Annotated in this window: 10 protein-coding genes; 7 read left to right on the plus strand and 3 right to left on the minus strand. The window is 52.9% G+C overall.

The features are described 5' to 3' along the window. Positions 1–1,178: Ig-like domain-containing protein (locus RAC65_RS08875; protein WP_375096613.1), on the minus strand; the 1,178-nt coding region annotated here is incomplete at its 3' end. 680 nt (positions 1,179–1,858) lie between these two features. On the opposite strand from RAC65_RS08875, the gene RAC65_RS08880 reads away from it, so the two are divergent. The 3 genes from RAC65_RS08880 to rcsB are packed head-to-tail and all read left to right on the plus strand — an operon-like array spanning position 1,859 to position 6,348. After that, a complete protein-coding gene (locus RAC65_RS08880; protein WP_033740605.1) occupies positions 1,859–3,013 on the plus strand; it encodes an MFS transporter in 1,155 nt (384 codons plus the stop codon). 19 nt (positions 3,014–3,032) lie between these two features. Continuing rightward, positions 3,033–5,696: a phosphotransferase RcsD gene (rcsD, locus tag RAC65_RS08885; RefSeq protein ID WP_375096614.1), complete on the plus strand. Its 2,664-nt coding sequence runs from the start codon at positions 3,033–3,035 to the stop codon at positions 5,694–5,696. 1 nt (position 5,697) lies between these two features. Next, the gene (gene rcsB, locus RAC65_RS08890; RefSeq protein ID WP_006120001.1) at positions 5,698–6,348 is read left to right on the plus strand and encodes a response regulator transcription factor RcsB; all 651 of its coding nucleotides are present in this window, start codon (positions 5,698–5,700) and stop codon (positions 6,346–6,348) included. Between the two features lie 43 nt (positions 6,349–6,391). Here the strand turns inward: rcsB and rcsC are convergent, their stop codons facing one another. Beyond that, complete coding sequence (gene rcsC, locus RAC65_RS08895) at positions 6,392–9,238, minus strand: two-component system sensor histidine kinase RcsC (RefSeq protein ID WP_058701337.1); 2,847 nt, start codon at positions 9,236–9,238, stop codon at positions 6,392–6,394. A gap of 221 nt (positions 9,239–9,459) precedes the next feature. Beyond that, positions 9,460–12,102, minus strand: coding sequence for a DNA topoisomerase (ATP-hydrolyzing) subunit A (gyrA, locus tag RAC65_RS08900; RefSeq protein ID WP_058701328.1), 2,643 nt, complete (start codon positions 12,100–12,102; stop codon positions 9,460–9,462). Between the two features lie 176 nt (positions 12,103–12,278). Between gyrA and ubiG the strand changes: the two genes are divergently transcribed. The 4 genes from ubiG (at position 12,279) to yfaE (ending at position 17,221) form a co-directional block, all read left to right on the plus strand. Continuing rightward, on the plus strand, positions 12,279–13,007 hold the full coding sequence (gene ubiG, locus RAC65_RS08905) for a bifunctional 2-polyprenyl-6-hydroxyphenol methylase/3-demethylubiquinol 3-O-methyltransferase UbiG (RefSeq protein WP_058701327.1): 729 nt from the start codon (positions 12,279–12,281) through the stop codon (positions 13,005–13,007). A 456-nt stretch (positions 13,008–13,463) separates the two neighbouring features. Beyond that, positions 13,464–15,749, plus strand: a complete 2,286-nt coding sequence (gene nrdA / locus RAC65_RS08910; protein WP_033740614.1) for a class 1a ribonucleoside-diphosphate reductase subunit alpha — start codon at positions 13,464–13,466, stop codon at positions 15,747–15,749. 78 nt (positions 15,750–15,827) lie between these two features. Beyond that, a complete protein-coding gene (gene nrdB / locus RAC65_RS08915) occupies positions 15,828–16,958 on the plus strand; it encodes a class Ia ribonucleoside-diphosphate reductase subunit beta (protein WP_006120006.1) in 1,131 nt (376 codons plus the stop codon). A gap of 2 nt (positions 16,959–16,960) precedes the next feature. After that, a complete protein-coding gene (gene yfaE, locus RAC65_RS08920) occupies positions 16,961–17,221 on the plus strand; it encodes a class I ribonucleotide reductase maintenance protein YfaE (protein WP_006120007.1) in 261 nt (86 codons plus the stop codon). Positions 17,222–17,223 lie beyond the last annotated feature (2 nt).

Genomic DNA, 17,223 nt, shown 5'->3' on the forward strand with positions numbered 1-17,223 from the left:
GCGAGGGTCACCGTCGGATCGCCCGGCGAGGTCACCGGCGCCTCCACGGTGATGGTTTCGGCAGTCGTGGCCGCGGTGCCCGCCGCGTTGCTCACCGTCGCCCCGATGGTCGTTGTGCCTGCCGCCAGCGCCTGCAGCGCCGCGGACGGCACCGTCACGCTCCAGCTGCCGTCTGTTCCTACCGTGGCGGTGTAGGTCTGTCCGCCCAGCGTCACGGTCACGGTCTGGCCCGGCTCCACGTTGGCGGTGATGCCCGAGACGGTCTGATCCGTGGCCTTCTCCGCGTTGTCCAGAATGTTGTCCCCGGCAAAGGGCGCAAGGGCCACCGTCGGATCGCCCGGTGAGGTCACCGGCGCCTCCACGGTGATGGTTTCGGCAGTCGTGGCCGCGGTGCCCGCCGCGTTGCTCACCGTGACCGCGATGGTCGCCGTGCCCGCCGCCAGCGCCTGCAGCGCCGCCGCCGGCACCGTCACGCTCCAGCTGCCGTCTGTTCCTACCGTGGTGGTGTAGGTCTGTCCGCCCAGCGTCACGGTGACGGTCTGGCCTGCCTCCACATTGGTTGTGGTGCCCGAAAGCGTTTGATCTGACGCCTTCTCGGTGTTGTCCAGCACGTTATCCCCGGCGAAAGGGTTGACGGTGAGCGTTGGCGCACCGGGCGTTCCCGGTGCGGCCGGGTTGTCACCACCACCACCTCCTCCTCCGCCCCGACTGGTACCCAGTGCAACGCCCGCCAGACCAAGCAGGCCCACACCGCTGGCGGTCATTAGTCCGGTAGAAATATTGCTGTTATCAGCCAGGAGAAGGGGATCGACACTGTCGAGAGATTCATAGGTGGGCGTCATGGTTGTGGCGGCGTAATCTGTTGCGTCAACCGCCGTGGGGAAAAGCGCATGCTCTGGGGGATTCACACCATCGTCAAACACCAGTTCACTGTGATCGCCGGCAGCATCATCCAGAAAGAAGTTTTTATAGCGAACCGTGCTGCCGTCACGCATCTGAACGATAAGGTCATCACCCTGCCGTTGAAATTGCGTCACCACTTCACGTGTGCCGTTAATACGGACAACGCTGGGTTCACTGAGGGTAATCGTTTGTGCTGAGACGCCATCGACCTGTGAAATGAGCGTACCATTTGCACGGGAAATGATATCCACCCGAGTTTGAGTGATTTCTGCCATCTTGACCTTACTCCACCAGAGAAGCTAATTAACTGAAATGAAAACCATAAAAATAATTTATGGGTAACTTTTCCACGTTTTACTTGCTGCGAACCTGAAAACGTTTCAACCTGGCGCGACAATAGGTAAAAAAATCAAGAGCGATGGCAAAAAATCTAAGCGAAGCGTAATAATTGTTTAAATTTTAATTAATCCGAACTTACTTTTGGCAACATCATGAAAATAATATTCATCACAGTCAGGGCAAAAATCAATCGTAATATGCAGTTTTGTTTATGATTTAACCAAGATAACATTAGCCAAATTTTGGTTTTGTCAGTAAAAAAGTGGCAAAAATGTGCCGCGCATCGCTTTCAGATGTTGCTAAATGTTTCTAAAAAATGCGCAAAGTTACGGATTAACCTGTTTTTTTTAGGCCTTGACAGGCTGAAGGCATACTCAAATTTAACTAAGCAATACACGTAGCGAAAATGTGACCACGGTCATACAACGTCGCGGCAGGAGGGAAAGTAAGCCAGGAAAGTTCTGGAAAAATCATTGGCACCGCTAAAAGTCGGTACACTGGCGCTGCGCGAAAATCATCTACGTAAAATGATGAACTGTTAAGCCTGTGTTCTCACAGCGTTTTGCAGCAATTTGATGCTACACTTTTTTGCTTCGATACAGATGAAATAAGAGCCATGACAGCACTGGATGCCGCAAAATCAACCTGTTCTGAACGCCGCCTTAGCGCCGGTACGCGTACCATTTTTTTAATTAATGGACTGGGCATGTCAGCCTGGGCACCACTGGTACCTTATGCGCGCGATCGCTTGCAGTTAGAAGGAGCATCCCTCGGTGCCCTGCTGCTCTGCCTGGGGATTGGTTCACTGCTTGCGATGCCCGTCACAGGCACGCTGGTCGCCCGCTTTGGCTGCCGGCGGGTGATGATGAGTTCGACGCTGCTGGTCCTGTTGATGCTACCTGTGCTGGCAACCGCGCCTTCCCATCTGGTGATGGCCGCAGCACTCATGCTGTTTGGTGCCGGGTTGGGGATGCTGGACGTTGCAATGAATTATCAGGCGGTGGAAGTAGAAAAAGCCGCAGGACGCCCCATGATGTCAGGCTTTCACGCGTTTTTCAGCCTGGGAGGCATTTTAGGTGCCGGTGCGGTAAGTCTGCTGTTAGGTCTGACATTGACCCCTCTCTTATCGGTTCTGATCGTTATGGCGGTGATGGTCGCATTGCTGCTGTGGCGACTGTCCGGCTATATGAACCAGCGCTTACATCAGCCTGATCAGCCCTGGCTGGTGATTCCGCGCGGGCGTGTCGCCTTTCTGGGCGTACTGTGCTTTATCCTGTTTCTGGCAGAAGGCGCAGTACTGGACTGGGGTGCCCTGTTGCTGCTGCAAAATCCGTCAATGTCGACGGCACATGCAGGTCTGGGCTATGCCGTATTCTCTGTAGCGATGACGGCAGGACGCTTTACTGGCGATAAGATTATTCAACGTTTTGGCCGCTATCCGGTGATGGTCATGGGCGCGCTGGCCGCGGCGTCGGGCCTGGCGCTCGCCGTCCTGCTGCCCTGGCCGGAAGCGTCATTACTGGCTTTCTTACTGGTGGGATTTGGTTTATCCAATACCGTGCCTATGTTATTTAACGCGGCGGGTAATCAGCATGCAATGCCCGCTAACCTGGCGATTTCAGCCATGACAACGTTGGGATATGCAGGTATTCTTTCTGGTCCGGCGTTGATCGGGTTCATCTCTCAATGGATTAGCCTTAGCGGTGCATTTTTACTGATTGCACTGCTCTTGTTGGCTGTGGCTGTCAGTGCGCGCAACGTTGCGCGATAAATCAGGTATCTGAGACGCTATGTTGTATAAGTTTCCTCTGACATCCAGCAATGTCACCCGCTTTTTTATCGTATTTAACCTGGTACTGTTACTGGCGCTGGGTTGTATGGTGCAAAATTCAATTAATGCCTGGCTAACCGATAAACGCTATGCCATGGCCGATATGGCGCACGACGTACAAAAACGTATTGATACCTATCGTTTTGTGACCTGGCAAATTTATGAAAACCTCTCGGCCAGTGCGGCAGGTTCCGTCCCTGCCAGCAATTTACAAGAGACGCGTCTGCGTCCTGATGTCTATTACCTCGAAAAAACCCGACGTAAAACCGAAGCGCTGATCTTTGGTTCGCATGACAGCAGCACGCTGGATATGACGATGCGGATGTCCAGTTATCTTGATACGCTGTGGGGTGCCGAATCGCCGACCTGGTCGATGTATTTCTTAAATGGTCAGGACAACAGTCTGATTATGATATCGACCCTGCCGCTGAAAGATTTGGCCACTCGCTATAAAGAGAATGCGTTAAGTTCATTAGTGGATGCGCGCCGTGCTGAAATGCTGCAGCAGGCGAATGCGCTGGATGAACGCGAAAGCTTTTCGCCTCTGCGTCATCTTGCTTTCCAGAACGATCACTACTTTACCCTGCGTACGACGTTTAATCAGCCCGGCCATCTGGCCACTGTCGTCGCGTTTGATTTGCCTGTGAATGACTTAATCCCGCTTAATATGCCGGTAGAGAACTTCCAGTTGCGTCAGGATGCCAGCTTTACCAATAACACCAGTACAAACCAGGAAGGCCTTGAGACAACCCAGGTTTCGCTGGTCAGCCACGACATTGAGATAGCCGCAGCCCTGCCCAGCACCTCGCTGCAGCTGGTTTACCGGGTCCCCCTTGTTCGCCTGCTGCTCGACAGTGCGCATAACCTGATGTGGCCACTACTGATTAACCTGGTGCTGTTTTTACTTTCACTGAGTGGCGTATTGTTACTACGCAAACAATCGCTTCGTCCCAGTGAAAACCAGAGTGCTGAACTGGACTCCCTTCGCGTACTCAATCAGGAGATTGTGGCCAGCTTACCTGTGGGCCTGTTGGTGTACGACTTTGCGAGTAACCGTACCTTGTTAAGTAATAAGATCGCCGAGCATCTTTTGCCTCACCTGAACCTGCAAAAGATCATCAATATGTCCGATCAGCATCAGGGTGTATTACAGGCTACGATCAACAACGAAGTGTATGAAATACGCCATGCGCGTAGCGTTTTATCGCCGCATACACAGCTGTTTATGATGCGCGATCAGGATCGGGAATTACTGGTCAACAAGAAACTGCAAAAAGCACAGCAGGTGCTGGATCGCAACCACCAGATGCGTCAGCAGTTGCTGCATCACCTTGGCCATGCGTTAAACCAGCCGCTGGAAAAAATCGTCTCGCAGTTGGTGCAGTTGAGTCAGCGTGATAATGACGAAAGCGTGCTGGATATTCTGGATGAGAGCCAGTCACTGGCTCGTCTGGTGGACGATATCGTGCTGCTCAATCGTCTTGAAGCGCATGACTGGTCACCTGATGCGTCGGTATTTAACCTGCAAGAGTTACTGGACGAAATTATGCTGGAGAGCCTGCCGCTGCTGCGTCGCAAAGGCCTGTCCCTGGTGGTGAATAATCATCTGGCAAATGACGAGATGCGCTTTGGCGATCGACGTGCATTGCGCAAAATCCTCACCACGCTGATGCATTATGCGCTGATTACCACCCGCTGGGGCAAGATTACCCTGGCGGTGAAGACGGCAGAGAACCAGCCTGACCGGGTCTATATTGAACTGGTGGATACCGGTGCCGGACTGACCGTGGATGAACTGGCGAACGTGGACTTCCCGTTCCTGGGCGATACCAGTCAGGATCGTTATGGTCAGGCGTCCGGTATGGCGTTTTTCCTGTGCAAGCAGTTATGTAAACAAATGGGCGGTAGCCTGGAGATTGTGGCGAAAGCCGATATCGGCACACGCTATAACATTCAACTGCCCCTCACGCTTGAGGAACAGCGTGATGAGGAGGAAGAGAAAATCCTGGAAGGCGTAACCGCGCTGGTGGAGATCGCCGTTGAAGATGTCCACAAAATTGTTTGTCGCCATCTGGAAAACTGGGGCGCGCGCTGCCTGACGCCTGATGAACGTATTTCGGGTCAGGATCACGACGTACAGATCACCGACGATCCGGGCAAACTGAGTGGCTGGGCATTGTTACTGGCAGAAGACGAACCGGGCCATCATGCGCTGAACGATCAACAGTATCGCGTCAATTTCAATCTCAGTAATGCACTACTGGATGCATTACTGGCACTGATTGAGAAGCAATTGTCCCACGATGTAATGGAGGATAACACTGAAGAAGATGACGCCAGCACGCCACTGCTAAGTGGAGGCTATTTCCAGCTGTTTACTGAGACAGTACCGGATGATGTAAAGAGATTGTATACTGAGTCAGCGATAAACGATTATGCCTCGCTTGCTCAGACTGCCCATCGCCTTAAAGGCGTGTTTGCTATGCTTAATTTGACACCGGGCAAACAGCTTTGTGAAGAATTAGAACACCACATCAAAGTGTGTGACGATTCAAACATTAAAAATACCACCAGTAATATTGACGCTTATGTCAATCAACTGCTGCAGCAAGGTAACCAATAAGATGAATAACCTGAATGTAATTATTGCCGATGATCACCCAATTGTTCTTTTCGGTATTCGAAAATCTCTGGAACAAATTGAGTGGGTTAACGTTGTGGGTGAGTTTGAAGACTCAACAGCACTGATTAACAACCTGTCCAAGCTTGATGCCAATGTGCTGATCACCGACCTCTCTATGCCGGGTGAAAAGTATGGTGACGGTATTACGCTGATCAAATATATCAAACGCCATTATCCTGATCTGTCGATCATTGTTCTGACCATGAACAACAACCCGGCCATCCTCAGCTCCGTGCTGGATCTGGATATCGAAGGTATCGTTCTGAAGCAAGGTGCGCCAACCGATCTGCCTAAAGCGCTGGCTGCGCTGCAGAAAGGCAAGAAATATACGCCGGAAAGCGTGGCGAAACTGCTGGAGAAAATCAGTGCCGGCGGTTATGGCGATAAGCGTCTTTCGCCTAAAGAGAGCGAAGTATTACGTCTCTTCGCTGAAGGCTTCCTGGTAACGGAAATTGCGAAGAAGCTGAACCGCAGTATTAAGACCATCAGTAGCCAGAAAAAATCGGCCATGATGAAGTTGGGTGTGGATAACGATATTGCCCTGCTCAACTATCTGTCATCAGTCAGCGCGACTCAGATCGACAAAGAGTAAGTTTTCAGGCGGTGCACTCGCACCGCCTTCTTCCGCTTCTCTTTTATCCCTGCCGGGCTTTACGTACCCGCTCCGCATAGAGACCCAGCGTTGATTTCAGCACATCCAGCGTCACGGGCTTCGACAAGCAGTTGTCCATCCCTGCGTCCATACAACGCTGCTTTTCTTCGGCCAGCGCGTTCGCCGTGACGCCTATCACCGGGAACACATGCCCTAACTGACGCAGGCGCTGAGTCAGACGATAACCGTCCATATTGGGCATGTTCACATCGGTCAGCACAATATCAATTGTATTACGGCTTAAGACATTTAAGGCGTCAACACCGTCCTGGGCGGTTTTCACCTGATAACCCAGCGTGCCAAGCTGCTCTGACAGCAGCATGCGGTTGATAGGATGATCGTCAACGATCAGCACCATAATGTCGTCATTATGGATTTTCTCTTCGACCGGCCCGCTCAGAGAAAGCGCGTCCGTGCTCTCGGTTTCCACGGCAATGCGGTAAATACGTGCCAGTAAAGTCGGCAGTTCATGCAGGGTTGCCGTGCTGTGGATCCAGCGCCCTGCCTGCGGCTCACGCGGCATATCCACATGCGCGCCGTCAAACGTGATAACCGCACGCACCTGGGGGAATGTCTCCATTGCATAGTCGGTTAACACCACATCATCACTGCCAGGGTTTGCCAGCATATCGGCGACCTGGAAACCATGTTGCTTCAACAGCCTGTCCAGATACTGGGCCAGGTACTCATTGCGCATTGCCAGCCAGATTTTCTTATCCTGCAGCCCGTCAAGCAGTGGAATGGACGGCTGCTTACCATTGTAGATGGGGATACGCACGATAAACTGGCTTCCCATTCCCGGCTCTGACTCTACCTCGATATCACCGTCCATCATGTTGATCAGCTTTTCACAAATCGCCAGGCCCAGCCCGGTGCCCTGGAAATTGCGCTGGACGCCATTTCCGACCTGGAAGAACGGATCGAATAACCGGGTGAGCTCTTTTGCGGGAATCCCGACGCCGGTATCACGCATACGAAAGGCCAGATAGCCCTGGGTGACGTATGCATGCAGGATAATGCAGCCGGTATGCGTAAATTTGATCGCATTATTGAGCAGGTTAGAAATCACCTGTTGCAGACGCAGGGGATCGCCATCGAGGAACTGCGGAACATCGTGTTCAATATAGCAGTACAGTGTCAGGCGTTTTTTCACCACCAGCGACAGATAGTTACCGACAATATGGGTAATCACTTCACGCGGGGAGAAAGGACGCGGTTCAATCTTCAACTGTTCCGACTCGATTTTCGAGAAATCGAGAATATCGCTGATGATTTTTAACAGCAGACTGGAGGAGTTGTTCATGGCGGTGACCAGCGAGTCGATACCGCTGGGCAACTGTCGTGTCTGTAATAAATCCAGATTACCAATAATGCCGTATAACGGCGTGCGCAGTTCATGGCTGACCGTGGCCAGAAACATCGATTTCGACTGGCTGGCCTGTTCAGCGGCATGCGCCATCTCCTGCAATGACTGCTCCATACGAACGCGCGTGGACACGTCAACCAGCACGCAGATGGCGACGTTTTCATTGCGATATCGGGAATGCACAAAGCTGATTTGCAGATTGGTGTTGCTGCCCGTCAGGACATCCACAAAGTTGACCTGTTGGCCGCCGATAATTTCATTTAACCGCTTGCGGTCTTCCTGCGTCAGCAACGTAAGATAGTTATGCGCCAGCTCATTGCTCAGAATGTTGGTGCCATCGCTGGTGCGCAGAATACAGATCCCGACCGGTGCTGACGCCACGATCTTACGGTTAAACTGCTCATGCTCTTCCAGCCTGTGTGCATTCTCTTCCGCAGGCAAAAACATGCGCCGCTCAAATAACCAGGCCAGCGTAAACAGCAGTACCGCACTCATGATATTGAGCAGCACCGCGTTAATCATCATGAGCCTGAGCTGATCGACCAGGACATCCGTTGACACCGACCAGATCACATTGAGTTCTGATGGCGGTAAGGGTTTCTTGAGCACCAGCTGGCGATAACCGTCCAGATAACCAAACCAGGTTTTATCGTCGGGTAATTCGTTTAGCGAGAAACCTACGCCTCCCCGGCGTGACGTCAGCAACGGCGTATAATTTTCGTCGGTTATGGTCGCGGTCACCGGCAGGCTGCCGGGCTGGATAAATTCATCAAGGCGGATATTTTGCTCTACGCCCAGCAAAGCCTGCAGTTTATCGGCCACATAGACCGGCATCACCACAGAGAAGCTGCCTACACCAGGCTGAGCGGAGCTGCTCACCCAGTAAGCCGGATTACGCTGGTCCTCTTCCGGGCTGTTACGGTAACGCTGCAGGTTTTCCCGCAGAAGCTTCAGACTGCGATCGCGACTGACATTATTATTGTTATTGCTGACGGTAAAGTCAGCCAGGCACCTGTTATCGCCGCCAATCAGGAAGACCCGGTTCAGCTCGTAGGATGAGGCGAAATTGCTTTTCCAGTAGTTAATGTAGTTACCTAAGGAATCAAGCGAGTTGCGCCAGGTGGTGCTCATGGAGGCACAGTCGTCACCGGAATATAACGGCATAAACTGTGGCTGAATCAGATTGTCCGCCTGGGACTGACCGATGGGTGCAGGTCTGGCGAGCCGGTTTTCAGCAATATATTTGAGTTCACGCATCATGCCCGCAGAATGACGGACGTACCAGTCAATGGTGCCGTAGTTACTGGCAAACTCCTGACGTACCTTGTTCTCTTTGTCATGCAGGACGCTGATAATATAGAACGTCGTCAGAACAGCGCCCAGCAACCAGATGAGCAGTGCCAGCGCGCGAAACAGATAGCGCGAAATGCGCAGCGTCGTGCGGAAAGAAACTAGATATTTCAAAGGTGACTCGCAGGTGGCAAGGTTAGTCGCATTGTTGGATTTTTGATGTTCATACACTAGCTTTATCGCAGCGAAAAAGCCAGTCGACTCCGGGCTCAGGGCGCAGTTTGAGAATGTTTGACCTGCCGCCCACCTCTCCTCTCGCTGTCTTCACAGCCAAAAAAAACGGCAGGCCGGGTTACCCCTGACCTGCCGTTGCGGTTTAACGTACGACGGGTAACTTACTCGTCGTCGTCCACTGCCGGTTCATCATCGTCGTCATTGTCGACTTCAGGTACGATATCATCGTCCCCTTCCGCCACGCTGCCATCGATAGCATCCAGCTCTTCTTCTTCCACCGGTTCCGCTACGCGCTGCAGACCGACAACATTCTCGTCTTCGGCTGTACGAATCAGGATCACACCCTGGGTATTACGGCCCACGATGCTAACTTCGGAGACACGGGTTCTTACCAGTGTGCCGGCATCGGTGATCATCATGATCTGATCGCTGTCGACAACCTGTACCGCACCAATAACCGGGCCATTACGCTCAGTTACTTTGATGGAAATCACGCCCTGCGTTGCACGGGATTTGGTCGGGTACTCACTGTTCGCGGTACGCTTACCGTAGCCGTTCTGCGTAACCGTAAGAATAGCGCCCTCTTCACGCGGCACGATCAGCGAAACTACGCGATCATTTTGCGCCAGCTTAATGCCCCGTACGCCCGAAGCCGTTCGGCCCATGGCACGTACCGCGGATTCTGCAAAGCGCACCACCTTACCGGCCGCAGAGAACAACATCGCCTCATCGTTACCGTTCGTCAGCGCCACACCGATCAGCTCATCGTCATCACGCAGGTTAATCGCGATAATGCCTGCGCTACGTGGGCGGCTAAACTCCTGCAGACCCGTTTTCTTCACGGTCCCGCTGGCGGTAGCCATGAAGATATTAAAGCCTTCGGTGTATTCACGTACCGGCAGAATCGCCGTAATACGTTCGTTGGCTTCCAGCGGCAACAGGTTAACGATAGGACGCCCACGTGCACCACGGCTGGCTTCAGGCAACTGGTAGACTTTCATCCAGTAGAGCCGGCCACGGCTGGAGAAGCACAGGATCGTGTCGTGGGTATTCGCCACCAGCAGACGATCGATAAAGTCTTCTTCTTTGATTCGGGCGGCAGACTTGCCTTTACCGCCACGGCGCTGGGCTTCATAGTCGCTCAGCGGCTGATATTTCACATAGCCCTGATGCGACAATGTCACCACAACATCTTCCTGATTGATCAGGTCTTCGATGTTGATGTCGGCGCTGTTAGCCGTAATTTCAGTGCGGCGGTCGTCGCCGAACTGATCGCGCATCAGCTCAAGCTCTTCGCGAATGACTTCCATCAGACGTTCTGAGCTGGACAGGATGTGCAGTAATTCTGCAATCTGATCCAGCAGCTGTTTGTACTCGTCCAGCAGCTTCTCATGCTCAAGGCCGGTCAGCTTCTGCAGACGTAAGTCCAGAATGGCCTGCGCCTGGTGTTCTGTCAGGTAATACTGACCATCACGGATACCGAACTGCGCTTCCAGCCACTCTGGACGGGCCGCGTCATCGCCTGCACGTTCCAGCATCGCGGCCACATTGCCCAGCGCCCACGATTGCGAGATCAGACCCGCTTTTGCTTCCGCTGGCGTTGGTGCGCGGCGAATCAGTTCGATAATCGGATCGATGTTAGCCAGCGCAATCGCCAGACCTTCAAGGATATGTGCCCGATCGCGCGCCTTGCGCAGTTCGAAAATAGTACGGCGTGTCACCACTTCACGGCGATGGCGAACGAAGGCTTCGAGAATCTCCTTCAGCGCCATAATCTTCGGCTGGCCCTGATGGAGAGCGACCATGTTGATACCGAAAGAGGTCTGCAACTGAGTCAGGGAATAGAGGTTATTGAGAACCACTTCACCAACGGCGTCACGCTTGATTTCAATGACGATACGCATGCCGTCTTTATCAGACTCATCGCGCAGGGCACTGATTCCTTCGACGCGCTTTTCTTTCACCAGCTCGGCAATCTTTTCTATCAGGCGCGCTTTGTTCACCTGATAGGGCAGCTCGTGAATGACGATGGTTTCACGTCCGGTTTTGGCATCCACTTCCACTTCACCACGGGCACGGATGTAAACTTTACCGCGACCGGTGCGATAGGCTTCTTCAATGCCGCGACGCCCGTTGATAATGGCCGCCGTCGGGAAATCAGGCCCCGGAATGTGTTCCATCAGCCCTTCAACGCTGATGTTTTCATCTTCAATATAAGCCAGGCAGCCGTTAATCACTTCGCGCAGGTTATGCGGCGGAATGTTGGTGGCCATACCGACGGCAATACCGGACGATCCGTTGACCAGCAGGTTAGGGATTTTGGTGGGCAGAACTTCAGGGATCTGCTCGGTACCGTCGTAGTTCGGTACGAAATCAACGGTCTCTTTTTCCAGATCAGCTAACAGGTCGTGGGCGATTTTAGACATGCGCACTTCGGTATAACGCATCGCCGCAGCGGAGTCGCCGTCGATGGATCCGAAGTTGCCTTGACCGTCCACCAGCATGTAACGCAGGGAGAAAGGCTGGGCCATACGTACGATGGTGTCGTAAACGGCAGAATCACCATGCGGGTGATATTTACCGATAACGTCACCGACGACGCGGGCAGATTTTTTATAGGGTTTGTTCCAGTCATTACCCAGTTCGCTCATCGCGTAGAGTACGCGGCGATGTACTGGCTTCAGGCCATCACGCACATCGGGTAAAGCTCGGCCAACAATGACCGACATGGCGTAATCGAGGTAAGAATTTTTTAACTCTTCTTCGATATTAACCGGTGTAATTTCTCTCGCAAGGTCGCTCATGGAGCCGCTATCCCTCTACTAATCCCGGATTTTAAAGGTGCGAAAGTATATCACACCGCAATTCACTGGTGAACGTTAACCACCTTATTAAGGTGCTTTTACTCATGTTGATAAGGTGCGCCATGATAAGTTAAGCGTTTATACTGATGTCACATTTTGTCAGGAGTCACGATTCAATGAATGCACAACCACAGAACCCTCAGCACAATGTCGATGCACAGGAAATTGCCAAGTTCGAGGCCGTTGCCTCGCGCTGGTGGGATCTGGAGGGCGAATTTAAACCGCTGCACCGTATTAATCCCCTGCGGCTGGGCTACATTGCGCAACACAGTCACGGGCTGTTCGGTAAAAAAGTGCTCGATGTCGGCTGTGGTGGCGGTATCCTGGCGGAAAGCATGGCCCGGGAAGGTGCAATCGTCACCGGGCTGGATATGGGCGCGGAGCCACTTGAGGTGGCACGACTGCATGCGCTGGAGAGCGGCGTGACGCTCGACTATGTGCAACAAACGGTCGAGGAGCATGCCAGCCAGCATGCAGGCCAGTACGATGTGGTGACCTGCATGGAGATGCTTGAGCACGTGCCGGATCCACGTTCGGTGGTGCACGCCTGCGCGCAGCTGGTTAAACCCAGTGGCGAGGTGTTCTTCTCGACCATTAACCGTAATCCCAAAGCCTGGCTGATGGCGATTTTCGGTGCGGAATATGTCCTGCGCATGGTGCCGCGTGGGACGCATGATGTGAAGAAATTTATCCGTCCCTCTGAGCTGCTGGGTTGGGTGGATGAAACCCCACTGCGTGAACGCAACATGACAGGCCTGCACTACAACCCGCTTACCGATCGGTTCCGTCTGGGCAAAGGTGTGGACGTGAACTACATGATCCACACGCATCACGGCGAGGCGTAATTCCTGTGCAGCGTGCGGCTTTGCCCACGCTGCTGTCATCCCACTGTCATCACAAAACGCTATCCTCCCTGCCGCTACGCGTTAAGCCCTGTGGCACGACGGCTATGGCTCAAAACAGGCTTTCGCATAGACCAATGCTGGAAAAAGTCGCGCAATGTTTGAAAAATCAGCGGTCGATCATAAATCGCAATATTTTCTCAGACTGGTTGACAAGACCTGCGGCCTTACGAGACGCGGCCTAAGAAAACCCGCAGAAAATACAACCCCCGCAGACATCATTTTTTCCTCTTGTTAAGCGCCAGCAAAATACTAGAATAAGCCTCCATATTGTTATACTTATCTTCGACAACCCCAAGATGTAGTGTTTATCCACAACATTATTCACAATGAATATGCTGTGTATAAATCGGGATTTCTTTTAATTATTGGATACTCACGCAAAGGTAAAAACGCGACATGAACCAAAGTCTGCTCGTTACTAAACGCGATGGCCGCCAGGAGCGCATTGATCTCGACAAAATTCACCGTGTCCTCGACTGGGCAGCTGAAGGGCTGAACAATGTGTCGGTTTCACAGGTAGAGCTGCGTTCCCACATTCAGTTTTATGATGGCATCAAAACCTCTGACATCCATGAAACGATCATCAAGGCCGCTGCAGACCTTATTTCTCGCGATGCCCCTGACTATCAGTATCTTGCCGCCCGTCTGGCGATCTTCCACCTGCGTAAAAAAGCGTACGGCCAGTTTGAGCCACCCGCACTGTACGATCAGGTCGTTAAGATGGTTGACCTGGGCAAATACGATCGCCATCTGCTGGAAGACTACAGCCGTGAAGAGTTCGAGCAGATGGACGGCTTCATCGACCACTGGCGCGACATGAATTTCTCGTACGCGGCCGTGAAACAGCTGGAAGGCAAATATCTGGTTCAGAACCGCGTCTCCGGTGAGATCTATGAAAGCGCCCAGTTCCTGTACATTCTGGTAGCCGCCTGCCTGTTCTCAGGCTATCCGCGTGCGACCCGGATGGATTACATCAAGCGTTTCTACGATGCGATTTCCACGTTTAAAATCTCCCTGCCGACGCCAATCATGTCGGGAGTGCGTACGCCAACCCGTCAGTTCAGCTCCTGTGTCCTGATTGAATGTGGCGACAGCCTGGATTCCATCAACGCGACCTCCAGCGCTATTGTGAAATACGTTTCACAACGCGCAGGTATTGGTATTAACGCGGGTCGTATCCGCGCGCTGGGCAGCCCGATTCGCGGCGGTGAAGCTTTCCATACCGGTTGTATCCCGTTCTACAAGCACTTCCAGACGGCGGTGAAATCCTGTTCGCAGGGCGGCGTCCGTGGCGGCGCAGCGACGCTGTTCTATCCGATGTGGCATCTGGAAGTGGAAAGCCTGTTAGTCCTGAAAAACAACCGTGGTGTGGAAGGTAACCGCGTGCGTCACATGGACTACGGTGTGCAGCTCAACAAAATGATGTACCAGCGCCTGCTGAAGGGCGAGGACATCACGCTGTTTAGCCCGTCAGACGTACCTGGCCTGTACGATGCGTTCTTTGCCGATCAGGACGAATTTGAACGTCTTTACACCAAATACGAACAAGACAGCAGCATTCGTAAGCAGCGTGTGAAAGCGGTGGATCTGTTCTCGCTGATGATGCAGGAACGCGCCTCTACCGGCCGTATCTACATCCAGAACGTTGACCACTGCAACACACACAGCCCGTTTGACGCCAGTATTGCGCCAGTACGCCAGTCGAACCTGTGTCTGGAAATTGCGCTGCCAACTAAACCGCTCAATGACGTCAACGACGAAAACGGTGAGATTGCGCTCTGTACGCTGTCAGCATTTAACCTTGGTGCGATTGACAGCCTGGACGATCTGGAAGAGCTGGCAACGCTGGCCGTACGCGCGCTGGATGCACTGCTGGATTATCAGGATTACCCGATTCCGGCCGCGCAACGGGGTGCGATGGGTCGTCGTACGCTGGGCATTGGCGTCATTAACTTTGCTTACTACCTGGCGAAGCACGGTGTGCGCTACTCCGACGGCAGCGCGAATGGCCTGACGCACAAAACGTTTGAAGCCATTCAGTACTACCTGCTGAAAGCCTCAAATGAGCTGGCTAAAGAGCAAGGCGCCTGCCCGTGGTTCAATGAAACCACCTATGCACAGGGCGTGCTGCCGATTGATACCTACAAGAAAGATCTGGATGCGATTTGCAACGAGCCGCTGCACCTGGACTGGGAAACCCTGCGCGAGCAGATTAAAACCCACGGCCTGCGCAACTCGACGCTTTCTGCCCTGATGCCGTCTGAAACCTCGTCGCAGATTTCAAACGCCACCAACGGTATCGAACCGCCGCGCGGCCATATCAGTATTAAAGCGTCTAAAGACGGTATCCTGCGTCAGGTGGTGCCGGAATATGAGCGTCTTAAAGATCAGTACGAACTGCTGTGGGATATGCCGTCCAATGATGGCTACCTGCAACTGGTTGGCGTAATGCAGAAATTCATCGATCAGGCGATTTCGTCAAATACCAACTACGATCCGTCGCGCTTCCCGAATGGCAAAGTGCCGATGAAGCAACTGCTGAAAGATCTGCTGACCGCCTACAAGTTTGGCGTGAAAACGCTCTACTACCAAAACACCCGTGATGGTGCGGAAGATGCGCAGGACGATCTGGCACCTTCTATTCAGGATGATGGCTGCGAAAGCGGCGCCTGTAAGATCTGACGGTCGGGCGGGAGCCTTTCCCGCCCACATTTTTCCGCGAGGCCGGTGCTGAGCCTCGTCTACCATGGACAGTTTTTTATGGCTTACTCCACTTTTTCACAAAACAAAAATGACCAGCTGAAAGAGCCTATGTTTTTCGGTCAGTCCGTTAACGTGGCGCGCTTTGATCAGCAGAAATACGATATCTTTGAAAAACTGATCGAAAAGCAGCTTTCGTTCTTCTGGCGTCCTGAAGAAGTCGATGTCTCGCGCGATCGCATCGACTACCAGGCCCTGCCCGATCATGAAAAGCATATCTTCATCAGCAACCTGAAATACCAGACGTTACTGGACTCGATTCAGGGACGCAGCCCGAACGTGGCACTGCTGCCGCTGATCTCGATTCCGGAACTGGAAACCTGGATCGAAACCTGGGCGTTCTCCGAAACGATCCACTCTCGCTCGTACACCCACATCATTCGCAACATCGTGAACGATCCGTCTGTAGTGTTTGACGATATCGTCACCAACCAGCAGATTCTGGCGCGTGCGCAGGACATCTCTAAGTACTACGATGACCTGATTGAGATGACTAACTACTGGCATTTGCTGGGTGAAGGTACGCATCAGGTCAATGGTAAGTCCATTACGGTTAACGTGCGCGCGCTGAAAAAGCAGCTGTATATTTGCCTGATGAGCGTCAATGCGCTGGAAGCGATCCGCTTCTACGTCAGCTTTGCCTGCTCTTTTGCGTTTGCTGAGCGAGAACTGATGGAAGGCAACGCCAAAATCATCAAGCTGATTGCACGCGACGAAGCTCTGCACCTGACCGGCACCCAGCACATGCTGAATCTGCTGCGCACCGGTGAAGACGATCCTGAAATGAAAGAAATTGCCGCCGAATGCCGTGAAGAGTGCTTCGAGCTGTTTAAGAAAGCGGCCTTACAGGAGAAAGAGTGGGCAGATTACCTGTTCAGCGGCGGCTCCATGATCGGTCTGAACAAAGATATCCTGTGCCAGTATATCGAATACATCACCAACATTCGTATGCAGGCGGTTGGCCTCGATCTGCCGTTTGAAACGCGCTCGAACCCGATTCCCTGGATCAACGCCTGGCTGGTGTCCGATAACGTTCAGGTTGCCCCGCAGGAAGTGGAAGTCAGTTCTTACCTGGTGGGTCAGATTGATTCAGAAGTGGGCGAAAACGACTTCGACGACTTCCAGTTATAACGATGAGCCGTTCTGTTGTTATTCTGCGCAGTTCCGGCACCCGACTGGAGTGCGCAGACGATCATCCTAATCTGTTGACCATGCTGGAAGCCAACAACCTGTGCGTGGAGTTTCAGTGCCGGGAAGGTTACTGCGGCTCCTGCCGTATGCGGTTACTGCGCGGCGAGGTCGACTACGCGGAAACCCCGCTGGCCTTTATTGAACAGGGGGAGATCCTGCCCTGCTGCTGTAAGGCGAAAGGTGAAATCGAGCTTGAACTCTAGTG

The sequence above is a fragment of the Pantoea sp. BS_8 genome, from assembly GCF_041954965.1.
GTDB classification, from domain to species: domain Bacteria; phylum Pseudomonadota; class Gammaproteobacteria; order Enterobacterales; family Enterobacteriaceae; genus Pantoea; species Pantoea stewartii.